This is a genomic window from Mycobacterium sp. PS03-16 (assembly GCF_004570325.1).
GTDB lineage: Bacteria > Actinomycetota > Actinomycetes > Mycobacteriales > Mycobacteriaceae > Mycobacterium.
The window spans coordinates 59,233-75,874 of the sequence record NZ_SPQO01000002.1 but is presented as its reverse complement, the minus strand read 5'-3'; the positions used below and the strand labels follow the sequence as shown (position 1 = coordinate 75,874).

The 16,642-nt window shown below is 70.4% G+C and carries 16 protein-coding genes; 7 read left to right on the top strand and 9 right to left on the bottom strand.

Annotation, left to right across the window (positions count from 1 at the left end; translation table 11 throughout):
* Window positions 1-39: 39 nt before the first annotated feature.
* The gene (locus E4P42_RS01895) at window positions 40-903 is read right to left on the bottom strand and encodes an LLM class F420-dependent oxidoreductase (RefSeq protein ID WP_135122671.1); all 864 of its coding nucleotides are present in this window, start codon (window positions 901-903) and stop codon (window positions 40-42) included.
* 106 nt (window positions 904-1,009) lie between these two features.
* Window positions 1,010-1,354, bottom strand: a complete 345-nt coding sequence (locus E4P42_RS01890; protein ID WP_135122670.1) for a hypothetical protein — start codon at window positions 1,352-1,354, stop codon at window positions 1,010-1,012.
* Between the two features lie 106 nt (window positions 1,355-1,460).
* Between E4P42_RS01890 and E4P42_RS01885 the strand changes: the two genes are divergently transcribed.
* From E4P42_RS01885 to E4P42_RS01865, 5 genes are all read left to right on the top strand, one after another.
* Window positions 1,461-2,849: a hypothetical protein gene (locus E4P42_RS01885; RefSeq protein ID WP_245233849.1), complete on the top strand. Its 1,389-nt coding sequence runs from the start codon at window positions 1,461-1,463 to the stop codon at window positions 2,847-2,849.
* A 98-nt stretch (window positions 2,850-2,947) separates the two neighbouring features.
* Entirely contained in the window at window positions 2,948-4,141 is a 1,194-nt protein-coding gene (locus tag E4P42_RS01880; protein WP_371286972.1) for an esterase family protein, read from the top strand.
* A 136-nt stretch (window positions 4,142-4,277) separates the two neighbouring features.
* Complete coding sequence (locus E4P42_RS01875; protein ID WP_135122669.1) at window positions 4,278-4,577, top strand: hypothetical protein; 300 nt, start codon at window positions 4,278-4,280, stop codon at window positions 4,575-4,577.
* An 80-nt stretch (window positions 4,578-4,657) separates the two neighbouring features.
* On the top strand, window positions 4,658-5,506 hold the full coding sequence (locus E4P42_RS01870; RefSeq protein ID WP_135122668.1) for a peptidoglycan-binding domain-containing protein: 849 nt from the start codon (window positions 4,658-4,660) through the stop codon (window positions 5,504-5,506).
* A 492-nt stretch (window positions 5,507-5,998) separates the two neighbouring features.
* A complete protein-coding gene (locus E4P42_RS01865) occupies window positions 5,999-7,090 on the top strand; it encodes a YncE family protein (RefSeq protein ID WP_135122667.1) in 1,092 nt (363 codons plus the stop codon).
* A gap of 24 nt (window positions 7,091-7,114) precedes the next feature.
* On the opposite strand, the gene E4P42_RS01860 is transcribed toward E4P42_RS01865, so the two are convergent.
* The 3 genes from E4P42_RS01860 to E4P42_RS01850 all read right to left on the bottom strand — a co-directional run bounded on the left by E4P42_RS01860 (window position 7,115) and on the right by E4P42_RS01850 (window position 10,458).
* On the bottom strand, window positions 7,115-8,119 hold the full coding sequence (locus tag E4P42_RS01860) for a zinc-binding alcohol dehydrogenase family protein (RefSeq protein WP_135122666.1): 1,005 nt from the start codon (window positions 8,117-8,119) through the stop codon (window positions 7,115-7,117).
* A 99-nt stretch (window positions 8,120-8,218) separates the two neighbouring features.
* On the bottom strand, window positions 8,219-8,911 hold the full coding sequence (locus E4P42_RS01855) for a response regulator (RefSeq protein ID WP_135122665.1): 693 nt from the start codon (window positions 8,909-8,911) through the stop codon (window positions 8,219-8,221).
* Window positions 8,908-10,458, bottom strand: a complete 1,551-nt coding sequence (locus E4P42_RS01850) for a sensor histidine kinase (RefSeq protein WP_135122872.1) — start codon at window positions 10,456-10,458, stop codon at window positions 8,908-8,910. The genes E4P42_RS01855 and E4P42_RS01850 overlap by 4 nt, the downstream gene beginning before the upstream one ends.
* 106 nt (window positions 10,459-10,564) lie before the next feature.
* Here E4P42_RS01850 and E4P42_RS01845 point away from each other — a divergent pair, with 106 nt between their 5' ends.
* Window positions 10,565-11,953, top strand: coding sequence for a cation:dicarboxylate symporter family transporter (locus tag E4P42_RS01845; RefSeq protein WP_135122664.1), 1,389 nt, complete (start codon window positions 10,565-10,567; stop codon window positions 11,951-11,953).
* A 54-nt stretch (window positions 11,954-12,007) separates the two neighbouring features.
* Here the strand turns inward: E4P42_RS01845 and E4P42_RS01840 are convergent, their stop codons facing one another.
* Both E4P42_RS01840 and E4P42_RS01835 read right to left on the bottom strand, forming a co-directional pair.
* Window positions 12,008-12,319, bottom strand: a complete 312-nt coding sequence (locus tag E4P42_RS01840; RefSeq protein ID WP_135122663.1) for a hypothetical protein — start codon at window positions 12,317-12,319, stop codon at window positions 12,008-12,010.
* An 87-nt stretch (window positions 12,320-12,406) separates the two neighbouring features.
* The gene (locus E4P42_RS01835; protein ID WP_135122662.1) at window positions 12,407-13,597 is read right to left on the bottom strand and encodes a lipid-transfer protein; all 1,191 of its coding nucleotides are present in this window, start codon (window positions 13,595-13,597) and stop codon (window positions 12,407-12,409) included.
* A 130-nt stretch (window positions 13,598-13,727) separates the two neighbouring features.
* Here E4P42_RS01835 and E4P42_RS01830 point away from each other — a divergent pair, with 130 nt between their 5' ends.
* The gene (locus E4P42_RS01830) at window positions 13,728-14,783 is read left to right on the top strand and encodes a dihydrodipicolinate reductase (RefSeq protein WP_135122661.1); all 1,056 of its coding nucleotides are present in this window, start codon (window positions 13,728-13,730) and stop codon (window positions 14,781-14,783) included.
* Window positions 14,784-14,794: 11 nt separating this feature from the next.
* Here the strand turns inward: E4P42_RS01830 and E4P42_RS01825 are convergent, their stop codons facing one another.
* A complete protein-coding gene (locus tag E4P42_RS01825; RefSeq protein WP_135122660.1) occupies window positions 14,795-15,850 on the bottom strand; it encodes a zinc-binding dehydrogenase in 1,056 nt (351 codons plus the stop codon).
* Between the two features lie 21 nt (window positions 15,851-15,871).
* On the bottom strand, window positions 15,872-16,537 hold the full coding sequence (locus E4P42_RS01820; protein ID WP_135122659.1) for an MOSC domain-containing protein: 666 nt from the start codon (window positions 16,535-16,537) through the stop codon (window positions 15,872-15,874).
* Window positions 16,538-16,642: the final 105 nt, after the last annotated feature.

The following is a 16,642-nucleotide window of genomic DNA, read 5'->3' as shown; positions in this document are numbered from 1 at the left end:
GAGCGCGCACCGCATCACCTGACGATGCGACGGCCCCGGTCAGTCGCGCGCGACGTCCGCGACCCGGGCCAGCACCGCCAGGTGGTCGTCGACCGTGGCCAGACCGGCGCCCATGGTGTTCACCGACACGTGATCCGCACCCGCCGCAGCCCACGCGGCCAGGTCGCCGGCCACGTCGTCGAGGTCGCCGCGCCAGGTGATGCGGCCCTCCATGCCGATCGCCCGGGGGTCCCGCCCGGCCGCTTCCGCTGCCCCGTCGACCACCGCCCGGGCCTCGTCCAGCTTCGGACCCGGCCGCACGAGGGGGAACCAGCCGTCGGCCAGCCGCCCGGCCCGCCGGTACCCGGGGGCCGACGCAGCGCCGATCCACACGGGGATCGGGCGCTGCACCGGCAGGGGCGCCAGACCGGCACCGGTGATGCGGTGGTACTTCCCGTCGACGGTGACCGTGTCCTCGGTCCACAGTCGGCGCAGCACCTCGATCTGCTCCGACGATCGCGGACCGCGAGTGCCGAAGTCCTCACGGAGTGCTTCGTATTCGACTGCGTTCCAGCCGACTCCGACCCCCAGCCGCAGCCGGCCGCCGCTGAGCAGATCGACCTCCGCGGCCTGCTTGGCCACCAGCGCGGTCTGCCGTTGCGGCAGGATGATCACCCCGGTGACCAGTTCGATCGCCGTCGTGACCGCCGCCACGAACCCGAACATCACCAGTGGCTCGTGGAACGTGGTGCGGATGTCGTAGGGGCCGGTCCAGCCGACGTGGACGTCCGGATCGGCTCCGACCACGTGGTCGTAGGCCAGGATGTGCCGGAAGCCGAGCCCTTCGACCGCCTGCGCGTAGGCGCGCACGGCGCCCGGATCCCCGCCCAGCTCGGTCTGCGGGAACACCACACCGACTCTCATACGCCAGCCCTTTCACCGTCGGACGATTCGACGGTAGGACACCGGCGCGCCGGGGTCATCCGTTCGCCGTGGCGCCGCGGCCGCATTCGCCTGGGCCGGAGACCGCTCAGGCGGTGCAGTCCAGTGACACGGTGATGGTGCGCCGGACGACCACCGGCACCAGCGCGCTGTCATCGTCGTCACGGCCCTGCACCAGGGTCAGCCGCTTGTGTTCCTGCGGGCGGCCGATTCCGGTGACGAAGCACTCGTCGAGCGGGGCGTTGCCGAGGCGGTTGAGGCGGACGTCGAAGCCGGTGGCCTCCAGCTGACTGATGGTCGCGCCCGCCGCCGAATCCGCCCAGGCCGGGGCGGCCGGACCGAGCAGGATCGCGCCGACCGCGGCCGCGCCGGCGAACGACGTGAGCACCAGCGCGCGAAGCGCCGGGGCATGCCGGGTGATGATGGCGTTCATGTGAAACTCCCTCTGCCAAGGCGGATCTGGTGATCCACCGCTTCTTGACTGGTATCGATGGTGTCGAAGTCGGGAGCGCGGTACTTGGAGGTTGTGTGGAGATCGCGTGGAGATTGCCGCCGTGATTAGAGTGATGCGGGTGGACAACACGCTGGCCTACATCGATCAGGCGTCGTTCCTCGGCCTGCGGGCGCTCGGGCGGGGTCCACTCATCCAGTTCACGTGGGTGTACGACCGCCCCGTCGACCTCGACGGCCTGCGGCGTTTCCACCGCGACCTGGGCCACGGCCTGCTGGGCCGGCGAGTGGAACGGTCGCCGCTGCCGTTCGGCAGGCACCGCTGGGTGGCCGCCACCGGACCCGCCGACCTCGACCTCGCCGCCGCGAACCGGCCCCGCAGCGAGGTGTGGGCCTGGGCCGACGAACGGGCCGATATGCCCATCGACCCCGAGCGGGGCCCGCAGTGGCACCTGGGCGTGCAACCGCTGGAGGACGGCGGGTCGGCCGTCAGCCTGGTGGTGTCGCACACCACCGGCGACGGCATGGCGATCGGCCTGGCGGTCGCGGACGCCGCGAAGGGCATCCGCCACGACCTCGGCTACCCGCCGCCGTCATCGCGCACCCGGCGGCACGCCATGGCCGAGGACGCCCGCGCCGCGGCGCGCGCCGTCCCCGACCTCGGGCGGGCGGTCGCGGCGACCGTGCGGGTGGCCCGGTCCCAGAAAGACGATCTGGCCTCGTCGATGTCGTCGGCGCGGGCCCAGGTCACACCGGGGGAGACCCGCACGGTGGTCGCGCCCTGCGCGATCGCCCTGGTCGACATCACGCACTGGGATGAGCGCGCGAAGGCGTTGGGCGGCAACAGCAATTCACTGTTCGCCGGGCTGGCCGCGCGGCTCGGTCACCTCCTCGGGCGCACCGACGACCAGGGCCGGGTGACTTTGTCGTGCCCGGTCAGCGAACGCGGTCCGGGCGACACCAGGGGCAATGCATTGACCGAGGCGCGGGTGATCGCGGACCCCGTCGCGGTCACCCGCGATCTGACCGTGCTGCGCGGCGACATGAAGCGGGCCTTCGCGACGCTGCGGGACACCCCCAACGAACTGCTCGCCCCCCTGCCGCTGACCCCGCTGACGCCCCAGCTGCTGGTGCGCCGGCTGGAGTCGATGATCGTGGAACGCGGTGCGCCGATCGGCTGCTCCAACCTCGGCGACCTCGACCCGGCGGTCAACCGGCCCGACGGCACCGATGCCCTGTTCATGGCGCCGCGGATCGTCGAGCCGAAGATCACCTCGACCATCCTCGACCGGTCCGGCGGGTTGCTGTTTCTCGGATCCTGCCGCCTCAACGGACAGGTGACGGTCACCGTCGCCGCCTGGCAGCCCGGCGGTGTCACCACCACGGCGGCGCTGCGCGAGGTGGTGGTGCGGGCGCTGGATGACATGGGCATCACCGGCACCGTCGAACCCGAACCTCACGGTAACCACAAGGGTTGATAACGAGCGGGTCACCGCCCGCGCTGCGCGCGCGTCGGGGCCCACCTCCGCTGTTAGCGTCCCGACGTCACGGACGCGAGAGATGAGGTGGACAAGCGGTGGCTCAGGAATTCGGCTCGACCAGGATGGGTGCGTTCGCGGTGGTGCTGCTCGCCGCGCTGCTGCCCGCGCTGATCGGCGTGCCGCGCGCGCCTGCGGCGAATGCGTACTCTCGCGACGGGCTGCCCGTCGAGGTGCTCAGTGTGCCGTCGCCGTCGATGGGCCGCGACATCCGCGTCCAATTCCAGGGCGGCGGACCGCATTCGGTGTATCTGCTCGACGGTCTGCGGGCACAGGAGGACGCCAGCGGCTGGGACATCAACACCGCCGCGTTCGAGTGGTTCCACGAGTCGGGCATCTCGGTGGTCATGCCCGTCGGCGGCCAGTCCAGCTTCTACTCCGACTGGTACCAGCCCGCCAGGAACAACGCGGGCGCCGTGACATACAAGTGGGAGACCTTCCTGACCCAGGAACTGCCCGGCTGGCTGGCGGCCAACCGGGGTCAGGACCCGCGCGGCAATGCCGTTGTGGGGCTGTCCATGTCGGGCGGAGCGGCGCTCAACCTGGCGACCTGGCACCCCACGCAGTTCATCTTCGCCGCCTCGCTGTCGGGTTACCTCAACCCGTCCGGTGGGCTGTGGCCCACGCTCATCGGGTTCGCCATGCGCGACGCCGGCGGGTTCAACCCGCAGGACATGTGGGGCCCGACCAGCGACGTCGCCTGGCGCCGCAACGATCCCACCGTCAACGTCGCGCGGCTCGCGGCCAACAACACCGCGCTGTGGATCTACTGCGGCAGCGGCACGATGAGCGAACTCGACAACGGTCACGACTTCGGCGGCAACTTCAGTGCCCAGTACCTCGAGAACATCACGGTCTCGTCGAACAAGGACTTCCAGCAGAAGTACCTGGCCGCCGGCGGCCACAACGCGGTGTTCAACTTCCCCGCGACGGGAACGCACAGCTGGGGGTACTGGGGCGCCCAGCTGCAGGCCATGAAGCCCGACATGCTGCGCGTGCTCGGCGTGGGGGTCGCGCCCCCGCCTCCGCCCGCCGCGCCGGTCCCGCCGGGTGTCCCCGGCCTGCCCGCCGCACCGGCGGTTCCCGCTCCGGGCGCCCCGGGGGTGCGGGCCCTGCCCGTGCTGCCCGCGGCGCCGGGGGTGCCCGCGGCACCCGTCGTTCCTGCCGTACCGGCGGCGCCCGTGGTGCCTGCCGCGTACCCGGCGGCGCCGGTGGCCGTGCCAGGACGCTGAATGGCCAAGGCCCCCTTGGGCTCCGGTCGCGCTCACATGAGCAGGCCGACTACGGGCAGGTGAGCGTTGTGTGAACATCGCGTAGCTCCGCGGTGGATCCCCGGTGCAACCCCGCGGCGGCGGGCATCATGTGCCGGTGGAGGCATTCGCATCGGTCTACGTCGACATGGCGGCCACGTCGCCCGCGATCCGGTCGGCGGTCGCGGCGGTGCCGTTACCCGAGGGCGTGCTGCGCGCCGACGTCGACGACCGCTCGGTCAGCGACACGTTCGGCTGCCGTGTCGCGGTCGATCTCAGCGGTGACTTCGACGAAGCCCGAGACGGCCTGACCATCGCCCGCCAGTACGCCCGCGCGCTGTCGGCCGAACTGAACGTCCCGGTGTTCGCGCTGCCCGACCTGCTGTGCCTCGACGCCCCCGAGCGCTTCCTGCAGTAGCGTTTCCCGGCCCGGTGCCCCGCCCGTAGCATGCGGGGTCGCCTCGGGTCGGGAATACGCTGGACGCGGAAGGAGAACGGATGCCTCAGGTTGGACCGTGGACCGGCGATCCGATCTGGCTCTCCGATGTACTGCGTGCCGAAGGCCTGCGCGTGGCGGAGTATCCGGGCTGGCGCGAACGCGGTCACGGCCACTTCCGCGACATCCGCGGCGTGATGGTGCACCACACCGGATCGGATCACGCCACCGCGGCTTCGATCGCCCACGGCCGGCCGGACCTCGCCGGTCCGCTGTCCCAGCTCCACATCGCCCGGGACGGCACCGTGACGGTGGTCGCGGCGGGGGTGGCCTGGCATGCCGGTGTGGGAATGTACCCGTGGCTGCCGACCAATATGGCCAACTGGCACACGATCGGCATCGAATGCGCCAACGACGGAACCGCGCCGACCGCGCCGCACCGGCAGAACTGGCCCGACAGCCAGTACGTCGCGCTGGTGGGTAGCTGTGCGGCGATCAACCGCCGCCTCGGTCAGGACGCGGCACGCACGATCGGGCACAAGGAGTACGCCGGTCGCGCCCAGGGCAAGTGGGACCCCGGCGCCATCGACATGGACGTCCTGCGCCGCGACATCCAGACCCAGATCGGCCTGCCCACCGGCGGCGCACCCCCACCGCGGCCGCCGGTGCCGGTCGGTCAGTACGCCCACATCCTGCTGTTCCGCGGGTCGAGGGGGCCGCAGGTCGCCGAAGTCCAGCGGCGGCTCAAGTACGGCTACGCCGGATACGCCGGTCATCTGGAGGTGGACGGCGACTACGGCCCCCTCACCGAGGCCGCGGTGCGCGAGTTCCAGCGCCGCACCCCCGGGCTGACCGTGGACGGGATCGTCGGGCCCGAGACGGCGGCGGCACTGCGCCTCACGCTCGTGTGACCGGTGTGGTGCGAGGGCTCACCACGAAGACCACCCAGTGAACGGGCGATGTCCAGCGAAGATCGGCCCCGTTCTATGGGACGCGGAGGCGGCGGCCGCAGCCGCATACCCGCGGTCGCGGCCGCGCGACACCACGACGAGGCGGAATTTGCCCGATGCGCGCCTGTGATCTACCGCTCACTTTCGTCCGCAAAAGGTAAGAAAACGATCTTCCGGGGTGTTCGACGTTTGATCATCGCTGATTGCGGACTGCGACCGAGTCGCAGTTGAGCGCTAGTTTCATTGATTGCCAGCGGTTGATAACAACGGCATAACGAAGAAATCTCTAAGCATGCTCTGAGGATCCTCGCAACTCGGCGGCGGGCGCCGTCGAAACCTGGGATCGGTAGCCGATTTCCGTCGCTACACTCGACGCAGACCGCGCCACTCCGGCGCGATAACGACTCAAGACAACAGCCGGTGCACGTGATACCGGCGGAGGTGTCGACATTCATGGCAAAGATCTTCTCGCGTAAGAACGCGCCCGCGGCCGCTGCGAAGCCGACCGCCGGACCCGCCACCGCGGTGGCCGGTGTGACCGCGAACGACCCCGAGGTCAGCACGCTCGCCGCGGTCGCCGTCGGGCGCGGACCCGTCGGTGATGTCGCAGTCGACCAGGCGGCCGGAGTGGTGGTGACCGCCAACCACGGGAACGGATCGATCTCGGTTCTCGACGCCGAGACGCTGGCGCCGCGCCACCTGATCGGACTCGGCGGGGCGCCGCAGGTGCTCGCCGTGGCCGAGGACCGCGCCTATGTCGCGATCTCGGCGACCAAGTACGACGCGGTGATGGTGGTCGACACCGCGGCCGGAGCGGTCATCGGCAGCTACCCGCTGGCCTTCAGCGCCACCTCGATGAGCCTGACCGCCGACGGCAAGAAGCTGTTCGTCGGTCGCACCGATGACGACAGCGCCGACGTCGTGGTCATCGACGTCACCGCCGAGCGTGTCGGCACCATCACGCTGCCGTACCGGCCCGGCACCAGCGTGGACGCGGTGTCGGTCGATGCCGAGGGTCGCCGGCTCTACGTCGCGACCACCGGGCTGGCCGGCAGCGCGCTGCTCACCGTCGACACCGGTACCGGCCGCGTGCTGCGCCGGTTGCGGCTCGCCTCGCCGATCCGCGACCTGGCGGTGACCGCCGAGGGCCTGGCCTACGTGCTGCGCTCCGACCGCCGCCACGGCGGCTCGATCGACATCATCGACGTCACCGCCAACCAGGTGGCCGACACCGTCCTCGTCGGCGGTGCGCCCACCCAGCTCACCGTCAGCCCGGACGGCACCCGCGCCTACGTCGTCGACTACGACCGGGTCGCCGTGTTCGACACGCTCACCACCGAGCTCGTCGACGAACTGACCGGTGACGGCCGGCCGTCCTGCGTGGCGGTCCGTGCCGACGGTCGCCGGCTCTACGTCGCCGACTACGCGGGCGCGGTCACCGTCCTGGACGTCCCGGGATCGGCGCTGCCGCTGCGGTACACACCCTTCCTGGCCACCGAGCCGATCGCCCGGCCCGACGTGCGGGAACTCAGCCGCGCGGTCTGACGGCCACCGCGGCCACGGCCGGCATCAGCCGCGAACGACGACGGCCTTGCCGACCATGTGACCGGACTCCACGGCGCGGTGGGCCTCCCGTAGGCCCGCGGCGCTGAAGTCGCTGATGGTGGTCGTGACGGTGCTGCGGATCCGGCCACTGTCGACCAGTTCGGCGGTGCGCGTGAGCAACTCCTGCTGTTCGATCATGTCATCGGTCTCGAACATCGACCGGGTGAACATCAGCTCCCAGTGCCAGGCGATGCTCTTGGCCTTGAGGCCCACCAGATCCAGCCCCTCGGGCTCGTCGATCGCGGTGATGTGGCCGAACGGGCGGACGATCTCGGCGTAGGTGTCGACGTTGCCGCGCGAGTGCGGCGAGAACAGCCACGTCACGCCGGCGGGGGCCACCGCGCGCGCCTGCGGGGCCAGGTCGTGGTGGTCGATCACCTCATCGGCGCCCATCCGGCGGGCCCACTCGGCGGATTCCGGGCGGCTCGCCGTCGCGATCACCCGCACCCCGGTCAATGCCTTGGCCAGCTGGATCATCACCGAGCCGACGCCGCCGGCGGCGCCCATGACCAGCAGGTCCCCGCTCGACTCGGCGGTCAGGCCGAAACGGTCGAACAGCGACTCCCACGCCGTGATCGTGGTCAACGGCAGCGCCGCCGCGTCGGCGAACGACAGGGTCTCCGGCTTGCGCGCGACGATGCGTTCATCGACGGCCTGCAGTTCTGCGTTGCTGCCCGGGCGGGTGATGTCCCCCGCGTAGTAGACCTCGTCGCCGACCGACAGGGTCCGCACCTCCGGGCCGACCGCCTCCACCACTCCGGCGGCGTCGAAACCGAGGATGGTCGGCGTCTGGCTGGATGTCAGACTGTTGCGGCGCTTGACGTCCACGGGATTCACCGATACCGCCTGCACCCGCACCAGCACGTCACGCGGTCGCAACTGCGGGACGTCGACCTCGAGGTCGCGCAGGGAATCCGGGTCGTCGATCGGCAGTGCCCGATACGAACCCACCGCGGTCATGGTCGCCATGTCGTCGCCTTCCATCACGTGTGCCCCACCGCGCGGTGGGTCACCGTCGACAACGTCACCCGCCCCGTCGCTTCATTCCCCGCCGGGCCGCCGGCGAGATCACCGCCACAGATAGCGGATCTTCGGGCGCCCGGCACGGCCGTAGTCGGTCACGCGGGTGACCGTGCCGTCGTCGGCCAGGCGTTCCAGGTAGCGCCAGGCCGTCACCCGCGACACCCCGACCGCCTTGGCCACCTGATCTGCCGTCAAGCCCTCCGTGGAATCCCGTACCGCCCTGGCGATCTCATCGGTGGTGGCGGGTGCGACACCCTTCGGGGTGACCGACCGGTCCGTTGCCAGCCGCAGCTCGTCGAGTGCGCGGTCCACCTCGGCCTGGCTGGCGGCGTCGGTGCCGGCGGGCAAGGCGCTGCGGTAGCGGCGGTACCGTTCGAGCCGATCGCGGAACGCGGCGAACGTGAACGGCTTGAGCAGGTAGGCCAGCGCGCCGTGGGACACCGCCGCGCGCACCATCTCCAGGTCCCGCTCCGAGGTGATCGCGATGATGTCGGGCGCGGGCTGCACGCCCGACAGCCCCGAGGCCAGCGCGATGCCGCTGGCGTCCGGCAGCCCGAGATCCAGCAGCACGAGATCGATCGGCTGCCCGGTGGCCGCCGCTTCGGCCACCGCGCGCATCGCATCGCGCGCGGTGTGGGCGACCGCGGTGGTCGTGAACCCGGGCAGCCGCGACAGGTAGGTCCGGTGCGCCTCCGCGATCAGCGCATCGTCCTCGACGATCAACACCGAGATGGTCACGCCTCCTCCGTCGGCACCGTCACGGTCACCACCGAGCCGTACGTCACGTCCGCGGTGACGGTCCCGTGGTGGCGGGCCGCCACCTGGGCCACCAGGGCCAACCCGAGCCCGTGGTGCGCCGGGTCGTCGCCTGTCTTGGTCGAGTACCCGCGCTGCATGGCGCGGGCGAACGTGGACGGATCCATTCCGGGTCCGCTGTCGGCCACCCGGATCAGCAGCCGTTCGTCGTCCTGGTGCACGGTCACCTCGATCCACGGGTCCTCACGGTCGCAGGCGTCCATCGCATTGTCGACGAGGTTGCCCAGTACGGTGACCATCTCTTGGGCCGACAGCACGTCGGTGTGCGACGGCAGGTGGGTGTCCTCGGTGACGGTGAGCGCGATACCCCGTTCGTCGGCCTGAGCCGTCTTACCCAGCAGCAGCGCCACCAGCGCCGGCTCCGCGACCGCGCCGGACAGCCGGTCCACCAGCCGTTGCGACAGCGCCAGCTCGTTGGTGGCGAACGTGACCGCCTCGTCGGGGCGGCCCATCTCCACCATCGTGATCACCGTGTGCAGCTTGTTGGCCGCCTCGTGGGCCTGGGCCCGCAGCGAGTCGGTCAGCACCTGCAGCGAGCTCAGCTCACCCAGCGCACCCTGCAGTTCGGTGCGGTCGCGAATCGTCACCACCTCCGAGTCGGCTCCGGCGACGGGGGACCGGTTGACCACCAGCACCCGGTCCTCGGTGACATGGACCTCGTCGCGCACACCGGGATCCGACGACCGCAGGAAGGCGGGCAGCGCATCGCGGTCCACCGGGCCGGGCGGGAGCGAGAGCAGGCGGCGGGCCTCGTCGTTGACCAGCGCCACCCCGTCGCGGTCCAGCACGATCAAACCCTCGGACACCGAGTGCAGGATCGCGTCGTGGTGTTCGTACATCACCCGCAGTTCGTCGGGTCGCAGACCGTGGGTCTGGCGCAGCAACCGCCGCCGGATCAGCCACACGCCCAGCGATGAAACCGCCAGTGCCGCAAGGCTGACCGCGGCGATGGTGGGAATCTGCGCCCGCCAGCGCTGCGCCAGCGTCTGCTGGGTGATCCCTGCCGACACCAAGCCGATGATCGTCCCCGACGCGTCGCGCACCGGGGCCACCGCGCGGATCGACGGGCCCAGCGTGCCGGTGTACACCTCGGAGAACGTCTCGCCGCGCAGCGCCGGAGCCGTGGTGCCCAGGTACTTCCCGCCGATCTGGCGGGGGTCGGTGTGGGTGAAGCGGGTGCCGTCGGGCGCCATGATCGTGATGAACGCGATGCCGGTGTGCCCGCGCACCGCGTCGGTCACCGGCTGCAGCACCTCGGTGGCGCGACCGGAGGCGATGGCGGCGGCCGTGGACGGCGAATCCGCAAGCGCGGTGGCGACGCCGACGACCTGCTGGCGGGCCGCCTCGTCACCGTCGCGCCGCGCATCGACGATGGCCAGCGCGCTGCCCGCGATCACGATCACCGCGATCACCAGGACCTGCAACGCGATCGCCTGACCGGCCAGCGACCGCGGCAGATAGCGGGCCACCACCACCTCCACGACTGAACGAAATGAACTAAAGCGTGACCTGGCTCACGCCGTCGCCGAACCTACTTGCAGACCACGTTCACTGTCGACCTGGAGGAACCATCCCATGAGCACCACCCTCGACCGGCCGGACGTCCCGGATCCACCGGCCCGCCGCCGCGACCGCACCCACTGGCTCTACATCGCGGTCATCGTCGCGGTGCTGGCCGGTGTGGCGGTCGGGATCCTTGCACCCGAGGTCGGCAAGAGCGTCGGCGTGCTCGGCGCCATGTTCGTCGACCTGATCAAGATGATGATCGCGCCGGTGATCTTCTGCACGATCGTGCTGGGCATCGGGTCGGTGCGCAAAGCCGCCACGGTCGGCAAGGTCGGCGGCCTGGCGTTCGTGTACTTCCTGCTGATGTCGACGTTCGCGCTCGCGATCGGCCTGGTGGTCGGCAACGTACTGCACCCCGGCACCGGGATGCAGCTCACCGAGGGCGCCATGGGCAAGGGCGCCGAGCTGGCCGAAACCGCCCATGAGGCAGGCGGTCTCATGGACTTCGTGCGCGGCATCATCCCCGAGACGATGTTCTCGTCCCTGACCGCGGGCAGCGTCCTGCAGGCCCTGTTCATCGCACTGCTGGTCGGCTTCGCGCTGCAGGCGATGGGCACCACCGGTGAGCCGATCCTGCGCGGCGTCGAGTACCTGCAGAAGCTGGTGTTCAAGGTTCTGGTGATGATCCTGTGGCTGGCGCCGATCGGCGCGTTCGGCGCGATCGCCAACGTGGTCGGCCAGACCGGCTGGACCGCGGTGACCCAGCTGCTGGGCCTGATGCTCGGCTTCTACGTCACCTGCGTGGTCTTCGTCTTCGGTGTCCTCGGGGTGCTGATGCGCGTGGTGGCCGGCGTCTCGATCTTCAAGCTGGTCCGTTACCTGGCCCGCGAATACCTGCTCATCGTGTCGACCTCCTCGTCGGAGTCGGCGCTGCCGCGACTGATCGCGAAGATGGAGCACCTCGGGGTGGACCGCAGCACCGTCGGCGTCGTCGTGCCCACCGGCTACTCGTTCAACCTGGACGGCACCGCGATCTACCTGACCATGGCGTCGCTGTTCATCGCCGGTGCGCTGGGCGACCCGCTGTCGCTGGCCGAACAGATCGGCCTGCTGGTGTTCATGATCGTCGCCTCCAAGGGCGCGGCCGGGGTCACCGGCGCCGGTCTGGCCACGCTGGCCGGCGGTCTGCAGAGCCACCGCCCCGATCTGCTCGACGGCGTCGGGCTGATCGTCGGGATCGACCGGTTCATGTCCGAAGCCCGTGCGCTGACCAACTTCTCGGGCAACGCGGTGGCGACCGTGCTGGTCGGCTCGTGGACCAGGACCATCGACAAGGAGCGGGTCGAGGCGGTGCTGCGCGGCGACGATCCGTTCGACGAGCTGACGATGGTCGACGACCATCCGCACGATCGGCGCGCCGAAGAACCGGCGCAGGAGCGAGTCCCTGCGTCGGCATAGGGCGAGCCGCCAGCGACCCGGCCGGGTGTCACCCGGCCGGGTCGTTCGGCGTTGTCAGCCCGCGCAGTTCAGCGTGATCGACACCGACCGGCTCACGACCACCGGGTCGAACACCGTGTAGTCGTCGTCGAGCCCGATCCGGTCGATCGGCGACCAGGACGTCACCTGCTTGGGGTTACGGACGTTGGTCACCACGCAGTCGCTCAGCGGCGCGCTGCCGACCCGGTCGATGTGCACCGTGTACCCGTCGCGCTGCAGCCGGTTGATCGTGTCCTGTGCCGACTCCTGGGCCGATGCGAGGCCGGCCGGAGCCGCGATCACCCCGCATACCGCCGTCGCCGCCGCCAGTGCCCACCTGGTACGCATAGCAGGCCTCCGTTCCCTCGTTCGCGATTCTCCTCTTCTTCCAATCGCCAGGGAACGGAATTTCCTTCCCGCGCAGCGGCGGCGCGATCAGCGTTCGGCGCGCTGGTAGGCGGTGACCACCGCCGCGCCGCCCAGCCCGATGTTGTGTTGCAGGGCGGCGGTGACGCCGTCGACCTGCCGCTTGTCGGCGGCGCCGCGCAGCTGCCAGGTCAGCTCGGCGCACTGCGCCAGACCCGTCGCCCCGAGCGGGTGTCCCTTGGAGATCAGCCCGCCCGACGGGTTGACCACCCAGCGGCCGCCGTAGGTGGTGTCGTTGTTGTCGATCAGCTTGGGCGCCTCACCCTCACCGCACAGCCCCAGCGCCTCGTAGAGCAGCAGTTCGTTGGCCGAGAAGCAGTCGTGCAGCTCGATCACCTGGAAGTCGGCGGGGCCCAGCCCGGACTGCTCGTACACCTGGCGGGCGGCCTGGACGTTCATGTCGTAGCCGATCACGTTCTTCGCGCTGCCGTCGAAGGTGGTCTCGAAATCCGTGGTCATCGCCTGACCGACGATCTCGACGGCCTGGCCGGCCAGTCCGTGGCGATCGACGAAGTCCTCACTGGCGAGAATTGCCGCACCCGACCCGTCGGAGGTGGGGGAGCACTGCAGCTTGGTCACCGGGTCGGAGATCATCCGCGCGCCGAGGATGTCGTCGAGCGTGTACTCCTCCTGGAACTGCGCGTAGGGGTTGTTCACCGAGTGCTTGTGGTTCTTGTAGCCGATCTTCGCGAAGTGCTCCGCGGTGCTGCCGTGCTGGCGCATGTGCTCGCGGCCGGCGGCGGCGAACATCCACGGGGCGACGGGCAGCGCGAACTCCTCGATCTGGGCCAGCGCCTTGATGTGACGCCCCAGCGGCGACTCGCGGTCCTCGGCGCCGCCGGCCAGTGCACCGGGCTGCATCTTCTCGAAGCCCAGCGCCAGCGTGCAGTCGGCCAGCCCGCCCCGGATGGTCTGCGCCGCGAGGTACAACGCCGTCGACCCGGTCGAGCAGTTGTTGTTGACGTTGACCATCGGGATACCGGTCATACCCAACTCGTAGAGCGCCCGCTGCCCCGACGTGGAATCTCCGGTGCAGTAGCCGACGAAGCCCTGCTGCACCTCGGAGTAGTCGATCCCGGCATCCTCGAGCGCCTTGGTGCCCGACTCCTTGGCCATCTGCGGGTAGTCCCAGCCTTCTCTGCGGCCCGGCTTCTCGAACTTCGTCATGCCAACCCCGACGACGAACACCTTCTGCGGCATCTGCGCACCTTCCCGGTTCGGCGAGCGTGCGGATTCGTACGCCCAATCTCGGCGTGTTGCGTACAGACCCGCACGCTCGCGCCAGAATCGAGTAGAACGTGTTCCAGTTCGAGGGTCAAGAGGAGGCTCGGTGGCGTTACGGGTGGTGCAGTGGGCGACGGGCGGCGTGGGGGTCGCGGCGATCAAGGGCGTGCTGGAACATCCCGACCTCGAGCTGGCGGGCTGCTGGGTGCACTCGACCGACAAGGCCGGCCGGGACGTCGGCGAGCTGGCCGGCACGGGTCCGCTGGGCGTGACCGCCACCAACAGCGCAGACGAGATCCTCGCGCTCGACGCCGACGCGGTCATCTACTCGCCGCTGCTGCCCGATCCGAAGGAGGTCGCCGCGCTGCTGCGGTCGGGTAAGAACGTCGTCACCCCGGTGGGCTGGTTCTACCCGGGCGAGAAGGAGGCCGCACCGCTGCGCGAGGCTGCGCTCGACGGCGGGGTGACGCTGCACGGCACCGGAATCGCGCCCGGCGGCATCAGCGAGAAGTTCCCGTTGGTCATGTCGATCATGTCCACGGGCGTGACATTCGTGCGCGCCGAGGAGTTCTCGGATCTGCGCACCTATGACGCGCCCGACGTGCTGCGCTACGTCATGGGGTTCGGTGACACCCCGGAGAAGGCGCTGTCGGGTCCCATGCAGAAGCTGCTCGACGGCGGCTTCATCCAGTCGGTGAAGATGATCGTCGACACGATGGGTTTCCGCGCCGACCCGACGATCCGGTCGTCTCAGGAGATCTCGGTCGCGACGGCGCCGATCGAATCGCCGATGGGCGCGATCGAACCGGGTCAGGTGGCCGGCCGCCGCTTCCACTGGGAGGCGCTCGTCGGCGACGAGGTCGTCGTGCGCGTCACCGTGAACTGGCTGATGGGTCAGGACCACCTCGACCCGCCGTGGGGCTTCGGCGACGCCGGCGAACGCTACGAGATGGAGGTTCGCGGCAATCCCGATTTCACGGTGGTGATCAAGGGGTTTCAGCCCGACAGTGTCGCGGCCGGCTTGGAGAGCAACAACGGCATCGTCGCCACCGCGGCGCACTGCGTGAACTCCGTGCCCGCGGTGTGCGCGGCGCCGCCGGGCATCGCCACCTACCTGGACCTGCCACTGATCAGCGGACGGGCGGCGGCGCCGTTGCGGTGAGCGGGGAACCGCTACGGCTGCACGAGGATTCGGATCGGGTTGCCCTCGCCGCGGTCCAGCCGGGCGATACCCGACTCGATGTCGTCGAGCGGGATGATCTCGCTGATCGACCGGGAGAGGTCGAGCCGGCCGCGCGACACCAGCGTGGCGAGCGTGGCGATGTCGACGTTCTGGTACCCGAGGTGGCCGAGCACCTGTTTCTGGGTCAGCCCGAACAGCGCCGTCGGCCCGACCGTCGGGCTCTCGGCGCTCATGCCGACCGCCACCAGTCGGCCGCCGACGGTCACACAGTCCAGCCCCTGCTCGAACGTGGTCTTCAACCCGACGGCATCGAACGCCACGTCGAGCCCCCGGCCGCCGGTCACCTCCAGGATCTTGTCGCGCAGTTGCGGATCGGTCGACTCGAACGCGTGATCCGCACCGAGCGCCAGCGCGCGGTCCAGCACGGCGGGATTGATGTCGACGGCCACGATCGGCACCGCGCCGACCAGACGCGCCAACTGCACGATGTGAGTGCCGACCCCGCCGAGACCCCACACGCCGACCGACTCACCGATGCCCACCTTGCCGGTGCGCACCACCGCGCCGTACGGCGTCGACACCGCGTCGGCGAGGATCGCGGCCTGCTCGAGCGGCACGTTGTCGGGCACCCGGGTCAGGCCGAAGGCCTGGGCGACGGTGTATTCCGCCCAGGCACCGTCGTAGGCGAACGCCATCAGCCGGATCTGCAGACAGTTCGCGACATCGCCGCGCCGGCAGTTCGCGCACTCCAGGCAGGGCCGGCCCGCCGCCACCACGACCCGGTCGCCGACCTCCCAACCCGTCACGTCCGCGCCCAGTGCGGCGATGGTGCCCGAGGCCTCGTGCCCCTGGGTGACCACCTTCGCCTGCGCCGGGAAGGTCCCGTTGATCAGGCTCAGGTCGGAGTGGCAGATGCCGCAGAACGCCACTTTGACCAGGACCTCACCGGGGCCGGGCCGGGGGATCGGTACCTCCTCGAGGACAACGCGTTTCGTCTCGGCGTAGAACCGCTCGGCGCGCATGGTACCGGTGAGGTCGTCGGTCATCGTCGTCGTCCCTTCGAAGTGTCAGGCCGGCTTGGCGCTGCGGTCGCGGGCCATCGTCTTGATGTCCCCGGGCAGCGCGTCGATGCCGACCAGCTGCGGCAACAGATCGCGCTCCCGGGTGATCGCGCGGAACACGAACCCGACCGTGATGCCGTGGTCGGGCCGGTCGAGCACCGTCACCTCGTCGCCGGCCCGGACCGTGCCGGGGTGGATCACCCGCAGGTAGGCGCCGGGCACCGCGGCGGCGGTGAACGTCTTGATCAGGCCGGGGATGTCCATGAACGCCGCGAAGGTGCGGCAGGGGGTGCGCGGTGAGGTGACCTCGAGCAGCAGACCGCCGGTGCCGACCTGCCACCGCTCACCGATGTGGGCGCCGGTGACGTCGATGCCTGCGGTGGTGACGTTCTCGCCGAAATTGCCGTTGCTCAGGGTGCGGTCCCACGTGGACTGCCAGTCGTCGAGGTCCTCGCGGGCATAGGCGTACACCGCCTGATCGTTCCCGCCGTGCAGCTTCTTGTTGCCGATGACGTCGTCGGTCAGGCCGCTGCCCAGCCCCGTCCGCAGCGGGCCCGGCGGGCGCACCGCCACCGCGGCGTCGGTCGGCACCTTGTCGATGCCGGTGATCGCGGTGGTCTTGGCGGGGTTGGGGCGGGGCCGGGCGATGTTGACCGAAAGGACGCGTGACACCGGTCCAGGGTAGAGCGCGGCCCGCGCGGCGGCCGGTCAGCGGCCCTGCGCGCCGTACGCGAACCCCGGCGCGGCGGAACCTCAGGTGAACGTCGGGCAACCCAC